Origin of the sequence: Umezawaea tangerina (genome assembly GCF_003002815.1) — a bacterium.
Lineage (GTDB): Bacteria > Actinomycetota > Actinomycetes > Mycobacteriales > Pseudonocardiaceae > Umezawaea > Umezawaea tangerina.
The window spans coordinates 33,953-51,702 of the sequence record NZ_PVTF01000020.1; the positions used below are offsets into that span (position 1 = coordinate 33,953).

General features: G+C 69.7%; 19 protein-coding genes. 10 read left to right on the plus strand and 9 right to left on the minus strand.

The window, feature by feature from the left end; translation table 11 throughout:
* Positions 1–44: 44 nt before the first annotated feature.
* From CLV43_RS42680 to CLV43_RS42710, 7 genes are all read left to right on the plus strand, one after another.
* Complete coding sequence (locus tag CLV43_RS42680) at positions 45–830, plus strand: SDR family NAD(P)-dependent oxidoreductase (RefSeq protein WP_106196037.1); 786 nt, start codon at positions 45–47, stop codon at positions 828–830.
* Between the two features lie 50 nt (positions 831–880).
* A complete protein-coding gene (gene pyrE, locus CLV43_RS42685) occupies positions 881–1,435 on the plus strand; it encodes an orotate phosphoribosyltransferase (RefSeq protein ID WP_106196039.1) in 555 nt (184 codons plus the stop codon).
* Positions 1,435–2,124, plus strand: coding sequence for a hypothetical protein (locus tag CLV43_RS42690; protein ID WP_106196040.1), 690 nt, complete (start codon positions 1,435–1,437; stop codon positions 2,122–2,124). The genes pyrE and CLV43_RS42690 overlap by 1 nt, the downstream gene beginning before the upstream one ends.
* A 63-nt stretch (positions 2,125–2,187) precedes the next feature.
* Positions 2,188–2,574 (plus strand): DUF2784 domain-containing protein, encoded by a 387-nt coding sequence (locus CLV43_RS42695; protein ID WP_106196042.1) that lies wholly within the window; start codon positions 2,188–2,190, stop codon positions 2,572–2,574.
* 341 nt (positions 2,575–2,915) lie between these two features.
* Positions 2,916–3,779 carry a hypothetical protein gene (locus tag CLV43_RS42700; RefSeq protein WP_146175132.1) on the plus strand — a complete coding sequence of 288 codons (864 nt, stop codon included), beginning with the start codon at positions 2,916–2,918 and terminating at the stop codon, positions 3,777–3,779.
* 173 nt (positions 3,780–3,952) lie between these two features.
* Positions 3,953–4,645, plus strand: coding sequence for a TrmH family RNA methyltransferase (locus CLV43_RS42705; protein ID WP_245887457.1), 693 nt, complete (start codon positions 3,953–3,955; stop codon positions 4,643–4,645).
* 25 nt (positions 4,646–4,670) lie between these two features.
* A complete protein-coding gene (locus CLV43_RS42710; RefSeq protein WP_106196047.1) occupies positions 4,671–5,801 on the plus strand; it encodes a glycoside hydrolase family 76 protein in 1,131 nt (376 codons plus the stop codon).
* Here CLV43_RS42710 and CLV43_RS42715 read toward each other — a convergent pair.
* The 4 genes from CLV43_RS42715 to CLV43_RS42730 all read right to left on the minus strand — a co-directional run bounded on the left by CLV43_RS42715 (position 5,798) and on the right by CLV43_RS42730 (position 10,013).
* Positions 5,798–6,886: an SDR family oxidoreductase gene (locus CLV43_RS42715; protein ID WP_106196049.1), complete on the minus strand. Its 1,089-nt coding sequence runs from the start codon at positions 6,884–6,886 to the stop codon at positions 5,798–5,800. The two genes, CLV43_RS42710 and CLV43_RS42715, sit on opposite strands and share 4 nt — an antisense overlap.
* Entirely contained in the window at positions 6,883–8,004 is a 1,122-nt protein-coding gene (locus tag CLV43_RS42720) for a cytochrome P450 (protein WP_170156268.1), read from the minus strand. Before CLV43_RS42720 ends, CLV43_RS42715 begins: the two co-directional genes overlap by 4 nt.
* A 140-nt stretch (positions 8,005–8,144) precedes the next feature.
* On the minus strand, positions 8,145–8,846 hold the full coding sequence (locus CLV43_RS42725; protein WP_106196052.1) for a hypothetical protein: 702 nt from the start codon (positions 8,844–8,846) through the stop codon (positions 8,145–8,147).
* A 189-nt stretch (positions 8,847–9,035) separates the two neighbouring features.
* Complete coding sequence (locus CLV43_RS42730; protein ID WP_106196053.1) at positions 9,036–10,013, minus strand: LacI family DNA-binding transcriptional regulator; 978 nt, start codon at positions 10,011–10,013, stop codon at positions 9,036–9,038.
* A 91-nt stretch (positions 10,014–10,104) separates the two neighbouring features.
* Here CLV43_RS42730 and CLV43_RS42735 point away from each other — a divergent pair, with 91 nt between their 5' ends.
* Together CLV43_RS42735 and CLV43_RS42740 are read left to right on the plus strand one after the other, a co-directional pair.
* Entirely contained in the window at positions 10,105–10,947 is an 843-nt protein-coding gene (locus CLV43_RS42735) for a PfkB family carbohydrate kinase (RefSeq protein WP_245887473.1), read from the plus strand.
* Positions 10,929–11,564, plus strand: a complete 636-nt coding sequence (locus tag CLV43_RS42740) for a nucleoside/nucleotide kinase family protein (RefSeq protein ID WP_245887458.1) — start codon at positions 10,929–10,931, stop codon at positions 11,562–11,564. The genes CLV43_RS42735 and CLV43_RS42740 overlap by 19 nt, the downstream gene beginning before the upstream one ends.
* On the opposite strand, the gene CLV43_RS42745 is transcribed toward CLV43_RS42740, so the two are convergent.
* Together CLV43_RS42745 and CLV43_RS42750 are read right to left on the minus strand one after the other, a co-directional pair.
* Complete coding sequence (locus CLV43_RS42745) at positions 11,548–12,219, minus strand: DedA family protein (protein WP_106196057.1); 672 nt, start codon at positions 12,217–12,219, stop codon at positions 11,548–11,550. The genes CLV43_RS42740 and CLV43_RS42745 overlap by 17 nt on opposite strands.
* A 159-nt stretch (positions 12,220–12,378) precedes the next feature.
* Positions 12,379–14,022, minus strand: a complete 1,644-nt coding sequence (locus CLV43_RS42750; protein ID WP_245887459.1) for an MDR family MFS transporter — start codon at positions 14,020–14,022, stop codon at positions 12,379–12,381.
* Positions 14,023–14,147: 125 nt separating this feature from the next.
* On the opposite strand from CLV43_RS42750, the gene CLV43_RS42755 reads away from it, so the two are divergent.
* Entirely contained in the window at positions 14,148–15,527 is a 1,380-nt protein-coding gene (locus CLV43_RS42755; protein ID WP_106196060.1) for an FAD-binding oxidoreductase, read from the plus strand.
* Between the two features lie 53 nt (positions 15,528–15,580).
* Here the strand turns inward: CLV43_RS42755 and CLV43_RS42760 are convergent, their stop codons facing one another.
* From CLV43_RS42760 to CLV43_RS42770, 3 genes are all read right to left on the minus strand, one after another.
* Entirely contained in the window at positions 15,581–16,555 is a 975-nt protein-coding gene (locus tag CLV43_RS42760; RefSeq protein ID WP_106196061.1) for a hypothetical protein, read from the minus strand.
* 170 nt (positions 16,556–16,725) lie between these two features.
* Positions 16,726–17,472: a DedA family protein gene (locus CLV43_RS42765; protein WP_170156269.1), complete on the minus strand. Its 747-nt coding sequence runs from the start codon at positions 17,470–17,472 to the stop codon at positions 16,726–16,728.
* 56 nt (positions 17,473–17,528) lie between these two features.
* Positions 17,529–17,723 (minus strand): hypothetical protein, encoded by a 195-nt coding sequence (locus CLV43_RS42770; RefSeq protein ID WP_106196064.1) that lies wholly within the window; start codon positions 17,721–17,723, stop codon positions 17,529–17,531.
* Positions 17,724–17,750: the final 27 nt, after the last annotated feature.

Consider the following 17,750-nt stretch of genomic DNA (forward strand, 5'->3'; position numbering starts at 1 on the left):
GACACCCGTCCTACCCGTCGGTAGGACCCGCTAACGTCCTCCCCATGCCTACCGCACTGGTGACCGGCGCGACCGTCGGGCTCGGCGCCGCGTTCGCCCGCCGACTCGCCGCCGAGGGACACGACCTCGTGCTCGTCGCGAGGACCGCCCCCCAGCTCGAGGAGCTGGCCGAGAAGCTCACCGCGCGCCACGGCGTCGCCGTCGAGGTGCTCGCCGCCGACCTCTCCGACGCCGGTCAGCGCGCCGCCGTCGAGAAAAGGCTCGCCGACCCGGCCCGACCGGTGGACCTGCTGGTCAACAACGCCGGGTTCGCCAGCGCTGGCGAGTTCCTGACCATGGACGTCGACCGACTCCAGGCGCAGCTCGACGTGAACGTGACGAGCGTCCTGCGGCTCACCAAGGCCGCCGTGCCCGGCATGGTCGACCGCGGTCGCGGCGCCGTGGTGAACGTGTCCAGCGTCGCCAGCTTCCTGCCCGGCCGCGGCACGACCTACAGCGCCGAGAAGTCGTGGGTCACGGTGTTCTCCGAGGGCATCTCCATGTCGATCGAGGCCACCGGGTCGCCGGTGCGGGTGATGGCGCTGTGCCCCGGCTTCGTCCGCACCGAGTTCCACCGCCGGGCGTCCATCGACATGAGCACCACCCCCGACCTGATGTGGCTGGACGCCGACCGGGTCGTCCACGACTGCCTCGCCGACCTGCGCGGCGGCAAGCCCCTGTCCATCCCCGGCCTGCAGTACAAGGCCATCGTCACGGCCAGCAGGCTCATCCCGAGGTCGCTGCTGCGCAAGGCCGCGTCGCGCTTCGCGGGCGGTCGTGGCCGGACCTGATCGCGCTGCTCCCGGTGGGTGTGCAAAGGTTGGGCCTCGTGCGAACCGAAGTGGTCCTTGACGCCGGAGCCAAAGCCGAGCTGGCCCGGTTGGTGAGTGAGTTGGCCGTCGTGCACGGCAAGGTGACGCTGTCCTCCGGTCGCGAGGCGGACTACTACATCGACCTGCGCCGGGCGACCCTGCACCACGCCGCCGCCCCCTTGATCGGCAAGCTGCTGCGGCAGCTCACGGCCGACTGGGACTACGTCGCCGCGGGCGGCCTCACCCTCGGCGCCGACCCGGTGGCGACCGCGATGCTGCACGCCGCGGCGGCCGCCGGTGACGTGCTGGACGCGTTCGTGGTCCGCAAGGAGGCCAAGAAGCACGGCATGCAGCGGCGCATCGAGGGGATCGAGGTCACCGGCCAGCGCGTGCTCGCCGTGGAGGACACGACCACCACCGGCAACAGCCCGCTGACCGCCGTGGACGCGCTGCGCGAGGCCGGAGCCGAGGTCGTCGGCGTCGCCACCGTCGTGGACCGCGGCACCGGCGCGAAGGAGATCATCGAGGCGCGGGGGCTGCCCTACCGCTACCTCCTCGACCTGGCCGACCTCGGCTTGAGCTGATGACCGCGGTCGTCCTGCTCCTGGTGGTCCTGGTCGTCCTCGGGGTCGGGGTGGCGGTCGGGCTGTCCCGGCGCAAGCGCAACCCCATGCTCAACCAGCAGTACGCGTCCGAGTGGGAACAGCGGATGCGCGCGGTCGAGGCCGCCCTCGGCTGGCGGTTCGTCGCCGAGGACCAGGGCTTCCAGGAGCGGGTCCCGCGGATCGGTCGGATGCTGGAGGCCGACCGCAGCCGGGTGAAGTTCCAGCTGGTCGGCCACTGGCGCGGCGTCCCGGTGCTCGCCGTCGAGGTCGTGCTGCGCACCGACAACGTCGTCACCCACGAGTACCGCACCTACTCCGCGGTCGTCGTCCCCCGCCCGGTCCCCGGCCCGTGGGTGTTGATCAGCCCCCGCGACGACTCCGTGTGGGGGCTGTTCGAGCAGTTCGTCCAGACCGGCGACCCCGCGTTCGACCAGCGCTACGAGGTCCGCCGCAAGAACCCCGCCTTCGCCACCGCCCTGCTCGCCTCCGGCCTCGTCCCCGCCCTGCTGGCCGACCCGCGCGCCGCGGGCGTCGCGATCGCGTTCGACGAACACGCCCTCGCCGCCGTCGTCCCCGGCGGCCTCGTCCAGGCCCCGTTGGGTCATCTGGCCGATCTGCTGCTCGACCTCGGCACCCGAGTGCCGTGGCAGGCGCTACCACGCGGGTGAACCCCGCGTTTATCACGCGCGCGGCGTGGAACCCCCGTTCTACATTGGAACGGGAGGTGGGACGTGGTCTCTCAAGCGCTGGCAGAGCTGATCATGATCGTGCACTTCGCCGTCCTGGTGTTCCTCGTCGTGGGCGGCTTCCTGGCCCGGCACTGGCGCGGCCTGATCTACCCCCACCTGGCCATGGCCACCTGGGGGATCCTGGTCGTCGCCTTCCCGCTCAACTGCCCCCTCACCGCCGCCGAGAACTTCTTCCGCACGCGGGCGGGACAACCGGAGCTGGTGGACGGCTTCATCGACCACTACATCGACGGCGTCGTCTACCCGCAGTCGGCCGCCGGCATCGTCCAACTGCTCGTGGCCGTGCTCGTGCTGGGTTCCTGGACGGGGTACTACCGGAAGTGGCGCGGGGAACGGCACGCCGGGGCGAACCACGTCGGGGCGCACTGAGGTTCGGCGTGCTGAAGTTCACTGTTTTTCAGTGGCGTTCAGTGCAATTGATTCGATGCCTATTCCTGGTGACGTGAGAATGGTCGGTCACTCCAACGGTCTAGCCACTTCGCGGTGCGGAGCCCTTCTTTGTTCGCGAAGGCCGATTCTGACCGGAGTGGCGTAACGGGTGCGTCCCATCCGTACCAACTTTCATTAACATCGCTGAAACGTGCCTTATCCTTCGACCATGGGTCGTGGAGAGGCGGTCGGCTATGGGGGTGACGCGAGCACGTCCTGATGTTCGGCAGTCGACACACCGCGTCGGTCGTGGCAAGTCGACATCCATGCTCGGCAGTTTCATGGCCTGGCTGCAGGACTACGTGATCCACACCGGAGTTCTCGGCATCGTCGAGGCCGTCCTGGGCCTGTTGGCCTTCGGTGCGCTGCTGAGCGCCCTGTTGGGCTCGGCGGCGATCAAGGCCGGTGCGATAGTCACCGTCCTCTTCGTGATCCTCGCGCTTTTCATACTCCTGGTCGCCAACAAGGTCGAGTGGCGGCGGCGAGCCGACGTCCCGCGACGGGTCCTCAGGAACTATTGCGACAGCCTTGAATCACGCGGGCAGCAATGGCGCACGAAGAGCTGGGTCGAAGAAGTCGACGTCCAGGCCAACGGTGATGTCCGCCAGCGAATTTCCCTCTCGGTCGTGGCGGAGTGCGAACAGCTCGACTTCGTCACGCTGACCACAGGTCCGAACTGGGATTGGCCCGACCGGAACAAGCCGAAAGTCCGACTGAAGGTTCGCAGCTTCGAGATGAGCGACGAGGGTGGGACGCGCTTCGACTACATGTCCGACTGGTTGGAACGCAGTCGTCTGAAGGTGATCGTCTACCTGCACGAGCCCGCGTCCATGGGCAGTGAGGTCAGCTTCGTCGTGGACTTGGAATGGCCTGCGAAGTGCGTGCCGCTGATGCGGGGCTACGACCCGGACGACTTCGTACTCCAGTTCGGCAAGCCCGTCGAGGAGGTGAAGTGCGTGGTCGTCCTACCGCCGGGCTTCAGGGTCTGCTTCGACAAGCTCGGCCTGACGACGGCGGACGACTTCACGCTCAAGAGCTTTCCGACCAGGTCAGGGCAAGTGGAGACGACTCTCGTCGTTCACAACGCACCCGCGAACCGGAAGTTCGGGATGCGACTCGACCTGCGACATGAAGCTCAGCCCTAGTGTTGGGCCTGGATCGGTGTGAAGGCTCCTACTTGTTGGAGTCGCCTCCACTGCCGCCTTCTCCGCCAGTCCGCAACATCGCACGCCGCAACACCGATTGACCCTCGCTTCTGGTTTCGCAAATGCAAATACGCCTGAACGGGCTAGTCCAGACGGGGTCGTACCATACGCCAGTGATCGTCCTAGAGGGATTCCACGTCGTTAAGCACGCGCTTCGTTTCGGTGCCGAATTGGACTCCTTCATCACCACGAGTCGGGCGAGCATGATGGGTCTCGCGGCCTCTCATGCGCCTGACCTGCTGGAACAGTTCGAAGCGGCCCGAGAAGTGTCGGGCGAGGAGTTCGTGCGGCTCGTCGGAAAGAAGCATCCGACAGGGGTCGCGGGGTTCACTCGGAAGCCTGACGTCGATGTGTCTGGGCTTCTGGCCGGTCGGACTTCGCCGCTTGTGCTGCTCGACAACCCGCGCAACCTCGGCAACCTCGGTGCGGTCATCCGGGTGGCGGCGGGGTTGGGGGCGGGTGGGGTGGTGTCGGTGGGGGATGTGGATCCGTGGCATCCGAACGTGCTGCGGGGGAGTGCGGGGTTGCACTTCGCGTTGCCGGTGGGCCGGGTCGACGGGGTGGGTGGGGTGCGGGGGCCGGTGTTCGCGTTGGACGCGGACGGGGAGGACATCGGTGGGGTGCGGATTCCGGGGGACGCGGTGCTGGCGTTCGGGTCGGAGAGGCACGGGTTGTCGGGGGCGGTGCGGGAGCGGGCGGACCGGTTGGTGTCGTTGCCGATGAGGCCGTTGGTGTCGAGCTACAACCTGACTACGAGCGTGGCGATGGCGCTGTACCACTGGGAGTTGTTCCAGCGCGCTTCTTGAACGATCAAGAGATCACGATGGCGTCGTGACGGTCGAGAGGTCCACCCCGAAGCTGCTGGCGGCCCGCGCAGGTGTCGCCGAACGGGCCGTGCAGTCGCGGCACCTGCGTCGGGTCTGGGGTGTGCCGGGCACGCTGCTGGGCGTCGCCGCCTGGCCGATGGACTGGCGCGGGCACCTGCACCTGAGGTTCAACTACTGGTGGCAGGCGCACCTGCTGGACTGCGTGGTGGACGCGCAGCTGCGCTCGCCGAACGAGGCGCGGCGGCAGGTGGTGCGGCGGCTGGTGCGCGGGGTGCGGGTGCGCAACCTGGTGGGCTGGACCAACGACTTCTACGACGACGTGGCGTGGCTCGGGCTGGCGCTGCTGCGGGCGGCGAAGGAGGTCGGGGTGTCGCGGCCGTCGGCGGTCGACGCGATCGCGGCCCGGCTGCGCGAGGGGTGGACCGACCACGGTGGTGGCGGGATCTGGTGGAAGCGCGATGACGACTTCAAGAACGTCCCCGCGAACGGGCCGACGGCGATCTTCTTCGCGCGGCTGGCTGAGGCGGGCGGTTCGCGCAGCGACCTCGTCCGGTCGCGGTCCATCGTGGACTGGATGGAGAAGGCGCTCGTCGACCCCGAGTCGGGGCTGGCGTGGGACGGGCTGCACGTCCACCCGACCGGTGAGGTGCGCGAGGTCGAGACGACGATCTACTCGTACTGCCAAGGGGTTCTGCTCGGCGCGAACCTGGAGCAGGCCCGCACGTCGACCTCGCCGGTGTGGCTCGACCGGGTCGAACGGCTGATCCGCGCGGTCGACAAGGAGCTCGCCGTCCACGGTGTGCTGCGCGGCCACGGCGGCGGCGACGGAGGTCTGTTCGGCGGGATCCTGTTGCGGTACCTGGCTCAGGCGGCCGTCGCGCTGCCCGAGCTGGACCCAGGACGGGCGGGCGCCGCGCGGCTCGCGGCCGACATCGTGTTCCTGTCGGCGGAAGCGGTGTGGAACAACAGGACCGTGGCCGTCAGCGGTCCGCTGTTCGGTCCGGAGTGGACGACCCCCGCCGTCGTGCCGTCACGGGAACGCACGCCCGAGAGCGACCTGTCGGTCCAGCTCGGCGGCTGGATGGCGCTGGAGGCCGCGGCGCTGCTAGAACGCCACGACCTCCGACCGTCCTAGCGCCTGAGGTACGCGTGGTACCAGTCGAGGTAGTTGGTCAGCTCGTCGAGGTCGAACTTCCACGACCGCAGCGCGGGGTCGCCGATGGCGGCGACGAGGTTGGCCTGGTCGAAGCGCTTGCGCCCGGTCAGGTAGGAGTTGTAGAACTCGATCTTGCGGTCGAACTCGCGGTCCAGCTGGCTGAAGCTGTCCACGTCGTCGGTGTACACCGGCCGCGACAGCCCCGTCTTCTCGAACATCAGCCCCAGACCCGGCCCCACGACGACCGGGTCCGGGTGCGTCAGGTGGAAGATCCCGCCGGCGGCACCGGACTGGCTGACGCTCACCGCGTCGGCCGCCACCAGGTCGACCGGCACGAGGTTCACCCGTGCCTCGGCGTCCGCGCGGATCCGCATCGGCCTGGCCAGGTCCTCCGCGGAGCCGAGCGCACCGAGCGCGCGCTTGAACTGGGAGAGCCGCCGCTGGATCCCGTAGAGCCCGGAGTGCCCGCCGCACAGCGCGTACGTCCGGCTGTGCCCGATCACGATGCTCGGCCGCAGGGTCCTGGTCGCGAACGCGGTCGCCCCCGCGACCAGCCGTTCCGCCGCGGCCTTGCTCTCCTCGTACCGGTTGTTCGTCTCGACGCCGTCCATCCGCACCTCGGCGACGTCCCCGTCGAGACGCCCGGCCACGTAGGCGGTGCTCATGTAGTTGAACGTCGTCGCGCCCGCCGCCTCGGCCAGCTCCAGCGCGTGCCGGGTGCCGCCGATGTTGGTGTCCCGCAACGCCTCCCAGTGCCGGTCCTCGTAGCGCAGGTCCGCCGCGCAGTGCCAGAACTCCGCCACGCCGGTCAGCCCCTCGACGCCGAGCCGGGGCGCCGCCAGGTCGGCGGTGACGACCCGGCACCGCTTGTCGACCTCCAGGCCGAACGCGCCGTACTCGCGCGCCGCCGTGCCCAGCACCTGCCGCAGCCGTTCCTCCGGGCCCGCCTTGCGGCCGGGCCGCACCAGGCAGACGACCTCGTCGTCGGTGCGCGCCAGCAGCTCCAGCACCAGCGCCGCCCCGACGAGGCCGGTCGCGCCGGTGACGGCGTGTGCGCCGGTCACCGCCCGCTCGCGGTGAAGCTGACCGGCATCCGGCCGATGGCGTTGATGAAGTTGCCCGCGACGTAGCGGGGCGTGCCGACGCGCAGGTCCGGCAGCTGCCGGTAGACCTCGGTGAGGATGTGCCGCAGCTCGATCCGGGCCAGGTGCGCCCCGAGGCAGAAGTGCGGTCCGCCACCGCCGAAGGCGATGTGCCGGTTCGGGCGGCGGGTGATGTCGAAGGTCCACGGGTCGGTGAAGACCCGCTCATCGCGGTTGGCCGACGAGTAGAAGAGCACCACGTGCTCCCCCGCCTCGATGGTCTGCCCACCCAGCTCGGTGCGCTCCACGGCGGTGCGGCGGAAGGTCATGATCGGGGTGGACCAGCGGATGACCTCCTCGATCGCGCCCGGAAGGTGCGCGTCGGGGTCGCCGAGCAGGAGGGCGCGCTGGTCGGGGAACCGGTCGAGCGCGTGCACGCCGTGGCTGATGGAGTGCCTGGTGGTCTCGTTGCCCGCGATGAACAGCAGGATGAAGAACGCCCGGATCTCGTCGTCGGTGAGCCGCTCGCCGTCCACCTCGGCCTCGATGAGCGCGCTCATCAGGTCGTCGTCCGGGTGGTCGCGCTTCTCGTCGATCAGGTCGAACGCCATCGCGGTGAACGCCACCACGCCGTCGCGCAGCGCCTGCGCGGGGTCGCCGTGGCCGTACTCCTCGTCCTTGCAGCCGATCATCGCGTTGGCGTGCACCAGCGCGCGGTCGCGCTCCTCCTCCGGGAGGCCGAGGATCTCGCAGATCGTCCAGATGGGCAGCCGCTCGGCGATGCCGGACACGAAGTCGACCTCGCCGAGGTGGGCGACCGAGGCGACCACGTCCCGCGCGGCCCGCTGGATGGCGGAGTCCATCAGCGCCATCCGGCGCGGGGTGAAGGTGCTCGTGATGAGCTTGCGCAGCAGCGAGTGGCGGGGCCCGTCCATGGCGATGATGGACTGCGTCGCCTCCGCCAGCGCGGGCGTCAGCACCTCCAGCGTCACGCCGCCGAAGTAGGCGGAGGAGGAGAACGTCCGGGGATTGCGGCTGACTTCCGAAACACCGTCATGGGAGACGACGGCCCAATAGCCCTGCGCTTCCGCGGTCGGCATAACGGGGTTTTCAATCGGTTCCTGCCACGACACCGGTCGATTCCGCCTGAGGTCGGCGAATCGGGAATCCCGGTCCCGCGGGGACAACGCCCAGAAATCCTCCGAGGAGAGGTCGACCGAAACGAGGTTTCCTGAAGTCTTCATGAGTCGCTCGCCAGTTCCGCGAGTATCTCGCCGCGCAGAACGTCCTCGAGGGCGACCAGCGCCCTGGCGACCGTGCTGCCGTCGAGCACCCGGTGGTCGTAGGTCAGCCGGACGTCGAGGGTGCCGTCCGGCTCGAGTTGCCCGTAGTTCAGCGTCGTCGTCAACGGCGAGAGCTGGTGCAGGCTGGCACCGCCCTCGGACGCGGTGATGCTCGCCGCGAACGTGCCCAGGAAGCGGGCGCGCCACGGGCCGCGCGCCTGGACCGCGAGCCACCAGACGAGCCTGCGGACCGGGAACGGCAGGCCGCTCAGCCCGAGGATGCGCCGGAAGCTGCGCAAAGTCCCCAGCGGCGCGGTCTTGTGCCGCCGGATGATCGCGTCGACCTGGCGCACCGACAGCGCCTCGGGGTGGACGATCCGGCTGAAGAACACCGCGTCCTCGCCGTGGTAGGTCCGCTCGACGCTGAACGAGGCGGCGGTCTCCTGGTGCTCGTAGAGGTGCGGCCAGGGGAAGGAGAAGTACGCGCGCCGCAGCTCCGGGTGGCGCGACGACACGAGGGCGTAGGCCTTCACGAAGATCGCGCACCAGCTGACCCGGTCCGGCATCGCGGTCCGGGCGGCGACCACGTCGCCGAGCCGCATCCGCCTTTGCATCGGAACGCTGGGGACCTTGCGCGAATGGTGCAGCAGGTCGCGCATGAACTTCCTGGGCGGCGAAAGCCGGATGTTCCGGCCGCGGCGGAGGGGGACGTCCGGAATGGATCTTGGAAGGGCCCCCGCGTGTTCGTCTACAGGTGTCCTGGTGAGCATGCGTTCGACGATAGGGAGGAAAAGGACACCCTCCGAGAACGCGCAGGCGGATAGGGGTTGATGTAAATCATATTGCGCTCAGTGGCAGCCGCAGGAACGACGGTGTTTGAACGTCGGAGCGAGCCGGATGGTTTCCGGGGCCCGATCGGGCTCGGTGATCCGGGTCAGCAGCAGCCGGACGGCCGTCCGCCCGATCTCCTCGATGGGCTGCGCCATCGTCGTGAGCGGCGGGTCGACCAGCTCGGACCACTCGACCTCGTCGTAGGACACCAGCGCCAGGTCGTGGCCGATCCGCAGTCCGCGCGCGCGGACCTCGTGCATGACGTTGGTGAGCACCATGTGGTCGCCCGCGATCACGGCGGTGGGCGGCGAGGCCAGGTCCAGCAGCGGGCCGAGCTTGCCGTCGGAGGACACCAGCTCCTCGTCCCACTGGAGTCCCGAACGGCCGAGCCCGAGCCGGTAGCCGAGCACCCGCTCGTCGGTCGTGGCCAGGCCGATCTGGCCGGTCACCATGCCGATCCGCCGGTGCCCGAGCTCCGCGAGGTGCCGGGCGAGCTGCGAGGTCGACTGCACGTTCTCCGGGCCGACCTGGTCCATGTCCTGGCTCATCGTCAGCCGGTCCACGAGCACGGTCGGGATGCCCAGCCGCCGCAGCTCCGGCAGCACCGCGCCGCCCGCGCCCGCCGACGGCGTCAGCAGCAGGCCGTCGACCCGCCGCCCGCGCAGCATCCGCACGGCGGCCTGCTCCGACTCGGCGGTGTCGCGGGTGTCGATCAGCACGAGCGAGTAGCCCGCGGTCGTCGCCTCGTTCTCGATCGCCGCGATCAGCTCGGCGAAGTACGGGTGCGACACCAGCGACACGGCCAGCCCCAAGGACTTCGTGCCGCCGGTCACCAGCGAGCGCGCGATGGCGTCCCCGGTGTAGCCGGTCTCCTCGATGGCCTTGAGGACGCGTTCCTTGGTGTCCGGTGCCACTGACCTGGTCTCGTTGATGACGTGTGAGACCGTGGTGATGGAGACCCCGGCGAGGGTCGCGACCTCCCGCATGGTGATCATGGTGCTCGCCCCGTTCCGCTGGGCAGGTGTTCGCTTGCGCAATCGCTTGCGACGGGACCCTACCTGGCAGGAGGCGTTTCCACTGGTTGCGGTGTTGTGTGTCGGCCTGACAACCGTCGACGTCAGCCAGCAGGTGGCTGAATTCCCCGCTCCGGGTGACAAGGTGCAGTCCGGGGGTGCCCACGTGGCGCCGGGCGGTCCCGCGGCCAACGCCGCCACGGCCGTCGCGGCGCTCGGCCACCGGGCGGTGCTGCTGACCGCGCTCGGGCGCGACGCCTTCGGCGCGTTCGCCGCCGCCGGGCTCGCCGAGCGGGGCGTGGAGTTCCACGACCTCGCCCCCGACTCGCGGATCTCGCTCAGCATGGTCGCCGTCCGCGAGCGCGACGGCGAGCGCACCGTGATCTCCCGCAACGCCGCCGAAGTCTCGCTCGCGGCCACAGTGGACGTCGTAACACCGTTTGTATTCCAAGCCGACGTGGTCCTGCTCGACGGGCACCTCGGTCCGCTGGCCCTCGCGGTGGCAACTGCCGCCAAAGATGCCGGTTTGCAGGTGGTGCTGGACGCCGGTAGCTGGAAACCTGTGCTGGAAGACCTGCTGCCGCTGGTGGACGTCGCCGCGTGCTCGTCGGCTTTCGGGCCGACCGAGGACGAGCTGCACGCCCGCGGGGTGCCGCTGGTGATCCGGACGAACGGCCCGAACCCCGTCACGTGGTCGAGTGACGGGGAGCTCCACGAGCGGCCGGTACCGGTGGTCCAGGTGCGCGACACCAACGGCGCGGGGGACGTGTGGCACGGTGCCCTTGCCGTCGCGCTCGCCCGGCACGACCCGGTCGCGGAAGCGGTCGGGTGGGCGAACGCGGTGGCGGCGGTCAGGGTGCGCAACACCGCGCAGGATTGGGTTGAGGAGTTGGCAAGGTGGCAGGACAGCAGGTGAAGTTCGACGAGCTCCTCGATCGTGCTCGCGCGCTCGTGGACACCGGGGAGCGCAGGCTGCTCGGCATCGGCGGCGCACCGGGGTCGGGCAAGTCCACGCTCGCCCGCCGCCTGGTCGACGCGCTGGGGGCCGACGCCGCGCTCGTCGAGATGGACGGGTTCCACCTCGCGCAGCGCGAGCTGCTCAGGCTGCGCATCAGCGAGCGCAAGGGCGCGCCGGACACGTTCGACGTCGCCGGGTACGTCGACCTGCTCGGCAGGCTCAAGGCCGCCGGGCCGGACGTGATCTACGCGCCGGAGTTCCGCCGCGAGATCGAGGAGCCGGTCGCCTGCGCCGTCCCGATCGACCCCGGCGTGCCGCTGATCGTCACCGAGGGCAACTACCTGCTGCTGAACTACGACAAGTGGAAGCGCGTCCGCATCGTGCTCGACGAGGCGTGGTTCCTGTTCATAGACGACGACCTGAGGGTGCAGCGGCTGATAGACCGGCACCTGAGGTTCGGCCGGACGCTGGCGGAGGCCGAGGAGCGGGTCCTGCACGGCACCGACCACGTGAACGCGCTCATGGTGAACTCGTCCAAGTCCGGCGCCGACCTGCTCATCACCGACGTGGTGTGACCTCGACCTCCTCGTCGATCGGCTTCTGCATCTCCTGGCGGTAGCGCCACAGGCCGTACGCGGTGCCGAGCACGAAGAAGGCGATGCTGACCACGACCGCGGCGGTCTCCAGCCACGGCAGCGACGTCAGCAGGCCCGCGCCGTAGTAGCCGGCCAGCACCAACGTCGGCACCCAGGCCAGCGCGCCCAACGTGGTCGCGAGCAGGAAGCGCTTGGTGTCCATCCGCGCCGCGCCCGCCACCATCGGCGCCAGCGTGCGCACCCACGGGATCCAGCGGGCCAGCACGATCGCCCAGAACCCGCGCCGGTCGAGGAAGTCCCGCGCCTTCTCCAGGTTGGTCCGGTTGAGTATCCGGCCGCCCTTGCGGGCCAGCAGGTGCGTCCCGGTCGTCCGCCCGATGTAGTAGCCGACCAGGTTGCCGACCACGGCCACCACCATCGCGGCGGCGGAGAGCAGCCACGCGTTGAGCGCGCCGCTCTGCTGGGCGATGATCACGCCCGCCGCGAACAGGAGCGAGTCACCGGGCAGGAACAGTCCGAAGATGAACGCGCACTCGGCGAACAGGAAGCCCAGCGTGATCAGCCACACCGCCACCGGACCTGCGGTGTCGAGGGGGCCGAACGCGAGCGTGATGGTCGATCCGGACAGAACCACTCGAACAGCCTACGTCGAGCCCCGGTGTCCGCAGGGCGACCTTGACCCAACCGGTAGTGGAATCCTGTGCGTCGTGACTGGTCGTGCACGCGCGGTCACGCGAACGCCCCCTCACCGCGGGGTAAGGGGGCGTGGCGCTGGACCGGTCGACCAGGTGGTTCAGTGCGCGGGCGGCGCCGCGACCGGGTCGGACCCCACGGCCGTGCGCAGCGGGATCTCCTTGATGAACCACGTGGTGACGAACGCCAGGATCATCACGAACGCGCCGGTCAGGAACACCGCGTCGATCGACTCGGCGAAGCCCTCCAGGAACGGCCGCGCCAGCCGGGGGTCGACCTGCTGGAGGAACGAGGAGTCCTGCAGGACGCCCGCGTTGCCGCCGCCCTGGAACGCGTCCAGGACCGGCTTGTTGACCGGGTTGTTCAGCACCGCCGGGTCGCGCAGGGCCGCCTGGAACTCGGGCGTGGGCACGATCCGGGCGAACGCGTCCCTGATGCTGTCCGGCACCGTGCTGAACAGGATCGACAGGAACACCGCGACGCCGACCGTGCCGCCCATCTGGCGGAAGAACGTGGCGGACGCGGTGGCGACGCCGAGGTCGCGCATCGGGACGGCGTTCTGCGCGGCGATCGTGAGGGTCTGCATGCAGTTGCCGAGACCGAAGCCGAACAGGGTCATGAAGATCATCGGCTGCCAGATCGCCGAGTCCGCGTCCACCGTGTGGAAGAGGAACATCGCGACGACCATCAGCGCCGTGCCGATGATCGGGAAGATCTTGTAGCGGCCCGTGCGCGAGGTGATCTGGCCGGACAGGATGGAGCCGGTCATGATGCCCAGCGTCATCGGGATCATCAGCAGGCCCGCCTCGGTGGGCGTGTGGCCCTTCACGATCTGCAGGTACTGCGGGATCATCGAGATGCCGCCGAACATGCCGATGCCGACGATGAACCCGGCGATGATGATCATCGTGAACGTCGAGGTGTTGAACAGCTTGAGCGGGATCAGCGCCTCGTCGCCCATCCTGGACTCGACCCAGATGAACAGCGCCACGCCGAGCACGCCGATGACGTAGCAGCTGACCGACCCGACGGAGCCCCAGCCCCACTCGCGGCCCTGCTCGGCCACGATCAGCAGCGGCACGATGCCCACGGTCAGGAACAGCGCGCCCCAGTAGTCGATGCGGTGGTCGTGCGCCTCGTGCGGGAGCCTGAGCACGCGGAACACGACGGCCAGCGCGACGATGCCGATCGGCACGTTGACCAGGAACACCCAGCGCCAGCCGGTGACCCCGAGGATGGTGTCCTGACCTGCGAGGAAGCCGCCGATGACCGGCCCGAGCACGCTCGAGGTGCCGAACACCGCGAGGAAGTAGCCCTGGTACTTGGCGCGCTCGCGCGGCGGCATCATGTCGGCGATGATCGTGAACGCCAGCGACATCAGACCGCCCGCGCCGAGCCCCTGGATCGCGCGGAACGCGGCCAGCTCGTACATCGACGTGGAGAACGTGCAGGCGAGCGAGCCGGCCACGAAGATCGTGATGGCGGTCAGGTAGAACGGCCGCCTGCCGTAGATGTCCGAGAGCTTGCCGTAGATCGGCGTCGAGATCGTCGACGTGATCAGGTACGCGGTCGTCGCCCAGGCCTGGAGGCTCAGCCCCTGCAGGTCGTCCGCGATCGTCCGGATGGACGTGCCGACGATCGTCTGATCGAGTGCCGCCAGGAACATGCCGATCATCAGGCCGCTCAGCACGGCCAGGATCTGCTTGTGGGTGAGCTGGGGAGCCCCAGCCTCGGCGTTGACCATTGGACGAGTCTGCGCCATGCGCGGGGATGCCGCTGCACGATTACCGCCGGTCGGGGGACCTTATGTGCCCGGTTGTCGTCTTCGCCCCGGTTCCGGTGTGAGGCGCGTGACGCTAGCTTGGGACCATGGCACTGGTCGAGGAACTCCGCGCGGCGTTGGGTCCGAACGCCGTCCTGACCGACACCGACGTGACGTCCGCCTACCAGCGCGACATGATGCCGTTGGCCCCGTTCGGCACCCCGCTCGCCGTGGTGCTGCCGACCGGCACCGAGCAGGTGCAGGCCGTGGTGCGGGCGTGCGCGGCCGCCGGGGTGCCGATCGTGCCGCGCGGCGCGGGCAGCGGCCTGTCCGGGGCGGCCAACGCGGTCGACGGGTGCGTGGTGCTGGTGACCACGAAGATGAACGCGATCGTGGAGATCGACGCGGACAACCGGCTCGCCGTCGTCGAGCCCGGCGTGGTCAACCTAGACCTGCGCGGCGCCGTGGAGAAGAACGGCCTGTTCTACCCGCCGGACCCGTCGAGCTACGACTGGTGCACGATCGGCGGCAACCTGTCCACGAACGCGGGCGGGCTGTGCTGCGTGAAGTACGGCGTGACCACGGACTCCGTGCTCGGCCTCGAGGTCGTGCTGGCCGACGGCGAGCTGCTCAAGACCGGTCGCCGGACCGTGAAGGGCGTCGCGGGCTACGACCTGACGAAGCTGTTCATCGGCAGCGAGGGCACGCTCGGCGTGATCACCAGGGCGACGCTGGCGCTGCGGCCGCTGCCGCAGGCCCCGGTGACGCTGGTGGCGGCGTTCACCAGCACGGAGGCGGCCGGGGCGGCGGTCAGCGCGGTCGTGCGCGAGGGCCTGGTGCCGTCGTTGATGGAGATCATGGACCGCACCTCGATCGAGGCGGTCGAGCTGTACCTGAAGACCGAGCTGGGCGCCGGACCCGGCTGCGCCGCGCTGCTCATCTGCCAGTCCGACACCGGTGTCGAGACCGGGATGCGCGAGCTGGCCGTGATCGAGGAGCTCTGCCGCAACGCGGGCGCCGAGCTCGTCTACGCCACCGAGGACGTCTCCGAGGGCCGCGACCTGCTGACCGCCCGCCGCGCCGTGCTGACCGCGCTGGAGGTCTACGGCGCGTGGCTCACCGACGACGTGTGCGTGCCGCGCACGCGGATCGCCGAGCTCATCGCGGGCTGCGAGCGGGTGAGCGCCGAGGTTGGGCTGCGCATCGCCGTCGTCGGCCACGCGGGCGACGGCAACATGCACCCCACGATCGTCTACGACCCCGCGTCCGAAGACGAGTTCGCCCGCGCCCGCAAGGCTTTCGACGACATCCTCGCGATCGGCCTCGGCCTGGGCGGCACGGTCACCGGCGAGCACGGCATCGGCAAGATCAAGCGCGAGTGGCTGGAACGCGAGATCGGTCCCGTCGGTCTGCGCGTGCACCGCGAGATCAAGCGCGCCCTCGACCCCGGCAACCTGTTCAACCCCGGCTCGATGTTCTCGCTGTAGCAATGACTTCGGGGCACGACCGTCCGAACAGGACGGTCGCGCCCCGAAGTCGGCTAGGACGCGGGGGTTCCCGGTGCCGGGTCGTGGGGAGTGGTGACGGGCGGGTTCACCGGGGTCGGCGCGATGGTGAACCGGCACGGCGGCTCCGGCCGGGAGAGGTCGCCCATCACGTCCCGCGCGCGAGCCGTCCACTCGTAGGTGTGCCCGTCGACGGTGAAGCCCTCGGGCAGCCGGACCTCCATCGGCCCGTTCTCGCCGTAGTCGACGACGGTGGTGAACGCCGCGCTGGGGTCGGCAGCGTCCCACGCCGTGAAGACGGTCTGCGACCAGCCGTACCACGGGTTCCGCCGGAGCGCGCCGAGCACGGGCCGCGGGCTCAGCGTGTAGTTCCCGTCCCACCGGCAGGCCTCGCCGTCGACCGTGGGGTCGGCGGGTGCGGTGGGCGCGTCGGTGTACACGAGGTCGATCGAGAGGTCGTCGGCGTACTTCCTGCCGTAGGCCGGGTCGCCCATCCGCTCCTCGGGCATGAGCAGCGCCAGCGTCAGCGACATCTCCTGGCTTCCTGCCGCGTCCCGCACCTCGTCGAGCACGTCCCAGGTGATCCGGGACGACACGCACCCCGGCTCCGCACCGGTCTGCTCGACCCTGGAGAGCTCGGCGGGCTGGTTGAGCCACGACGGGTTGTGCGCCACCTCGGTCCGCCACAGCTCGGTCGCCCGCGGCTTCGCGCAGTCGTTGGCGGAGATCTCGGTGACCGACACCGTTGCCGAGACGATCTCGACCTCGAAGTAGTTCTGCAGCAGGAACGTGAAGTAGGACTTCGAGGTGCGTTCCGGCCCGTTCCCGTCCCGCCACGTCCCGACCGGGGCCATGCGGTAGTCGAGGTCGTCCTCCGACGGCCGGGCGGAGTCCGCGATCCTGAGCAGGTTCGCGGACGAGTGCACCGGGCTGGGCATCGCCGAGGCGGGCGCGGCGGAGTACGCCACCACCCCGGTCGTCGCCAGCCCGCTGATCAGCAGCGCGCCCAAGGCACGCCGAACTGCTTTCCTGGTCGCCATTCCCAGTCCCCCCAGAGGTTCCCGGCGACGTGCGCCGCCGGGTGCACAGGCGGAACCCTGGCGGCGGGGGACCCCGTGCCGCAAGTGCTACCGGGAAGTCGGTACGGACTCGCCTGGGGGAGGCGTTCGGTGCTCCGGGGTCAGCGGTCGCGGTCCACGCGCGGGATGTACTGGGTGGCCTCCGCGTCCACGGGCGGGAACACCTGGGTGATGTCGGCGGCTTCCTGCTCCACCAGGGACTTCTTCTCGCGGCGCGCCTTGAGGAACTCGATGATGATCGGCACGACCGACACGAGGACGATCAGGATCAGCATCATCTCGATGTTCTTGCGCACGAAGTCGATCTGGCCGAGGAAGTAGCCCAGGACGGTCAGGCCCGCGGCCCAGGCGACGCCGCCGATGGCCGAGTAGGTGAAGTACTTCTTCGGGTCCATCCGGCCGACGCCCGCCATGGCGGTGATGAACGTGCGGACGATCGGCACGAAGCGGGCCATCACGATCGCGCGGGCGCCGTACTTCTCGAAGAAGCCCTCGGTCTTCTCGACGTACTCCTTCTTGAAGATCTTGGAGTCCGGCTTGCTGAAGAGCGCGGGTCCGGCGCGGTGGCCGATGTAGTAGCCGACGACGTTGCCCGCCATCGCGCAGACGGTCACGAGCAGGCACACCAGCCACAGCGGGTAGTCCAGCGCGCCGGTGGCCACGAACAGCCCGGCGGTGAACAGCAGCGAGTCACCCGGCAGGAAGAAGCCGACCAGCAGGCCGCACTCCGCGAAGATGATGAAGCACACCGCGAAGAGCGCGAACCCCCCGAAGCTGCTCAGGATGTACTCGGGGTTCAGCCACTGCGGGCCGAGGGCAACCGTGGAGGTGGTGAGCGCAGCCGTCACACACGACACCGTACAGGCTGGACGAACTGGTCATCCCCGACGTCGACCGTGGGCGTTCAGCGCAACGTGAAGACCCCGACGACCGTTCCCGCGGCCAGTCCGAGGAGCACGGCGAGCAGCAGCACCCACCAGATGGACAGCGACGGCGGGCGCTCCGGCGCGGCGGGCGCGGGCCGCACCACGTGCAGGCCGGAGCTGGTGGCCTGCGCGCGCAACGCGTTGGCCACCAGCCGTTCCTGGTCGTCGTGCATGACCTCGAAACTAGCCGATCGGGTCGG

Coding starts and splice junctions, on each gene's coding strand:
- CLV43_RS42770 (WP_106196064.1), bottom strand. CDS start 17,723: ATGCACGACGACCAGGAACGGCTGGTGGCCAACGCGTTGCGCGCGCAG.
- CLV43_RS42720 (WP_170156268.1), bottom strand. CDS start 8,004: ATGCCGACCGCGGAAGCGCAGGGCTATTGGGCCGTCGTCTCCCATGAC.
- CLV43_RS42755 (WP_106196060.1), top strand. CDS start 14,148: ATGGCACTGGTCGAGGAACTCCGCGCGGCGTTGGGTCCGAACGCCGTC.
- CLV43_RS42725 (WP_106196052.1), bottom strand. CDS start 8,846: ATGCGCGACCTGCTGCACCATTCGCGCAAGGTCCCCAGCGTTCCGATG.
- CLV43_RS42750 (WP_245887459.1), bottom strand. CDS start 14,022: ATGGTCAACGCCGAGGCTGGGGCTCCCCAGCTCACCCACAAGCAGATC.
- CLV43_RS42690 (WP_106196040.1), top strand. CDS start 1,435: ATGACCGCGGTCGTCCTGCTCCTGGTGGTCCTGGTCGTCCTCGGGGTC.
- CLV43_RS42730 (WP_106196053.1), bottom strand. CDS start 10,013: ATGATCACCATGCGGGAGGTCGCGACCCTCGCCGGGGTCTCCATCACC.
- CLV43_RS42700 (WP_146175132.1), top strand. CDS start 2,916: ATGGCCTGGCTGCAGGACTACGTGATCCACACCGGAGTTCTCGGCATC.
- CLV43_RS42680 (WP_106196037.1), top strand. CDS start 45: ATGCCTACCGCACTGGTGACCGGCGCGACCGTCGGGCTCGGCGCCGCG.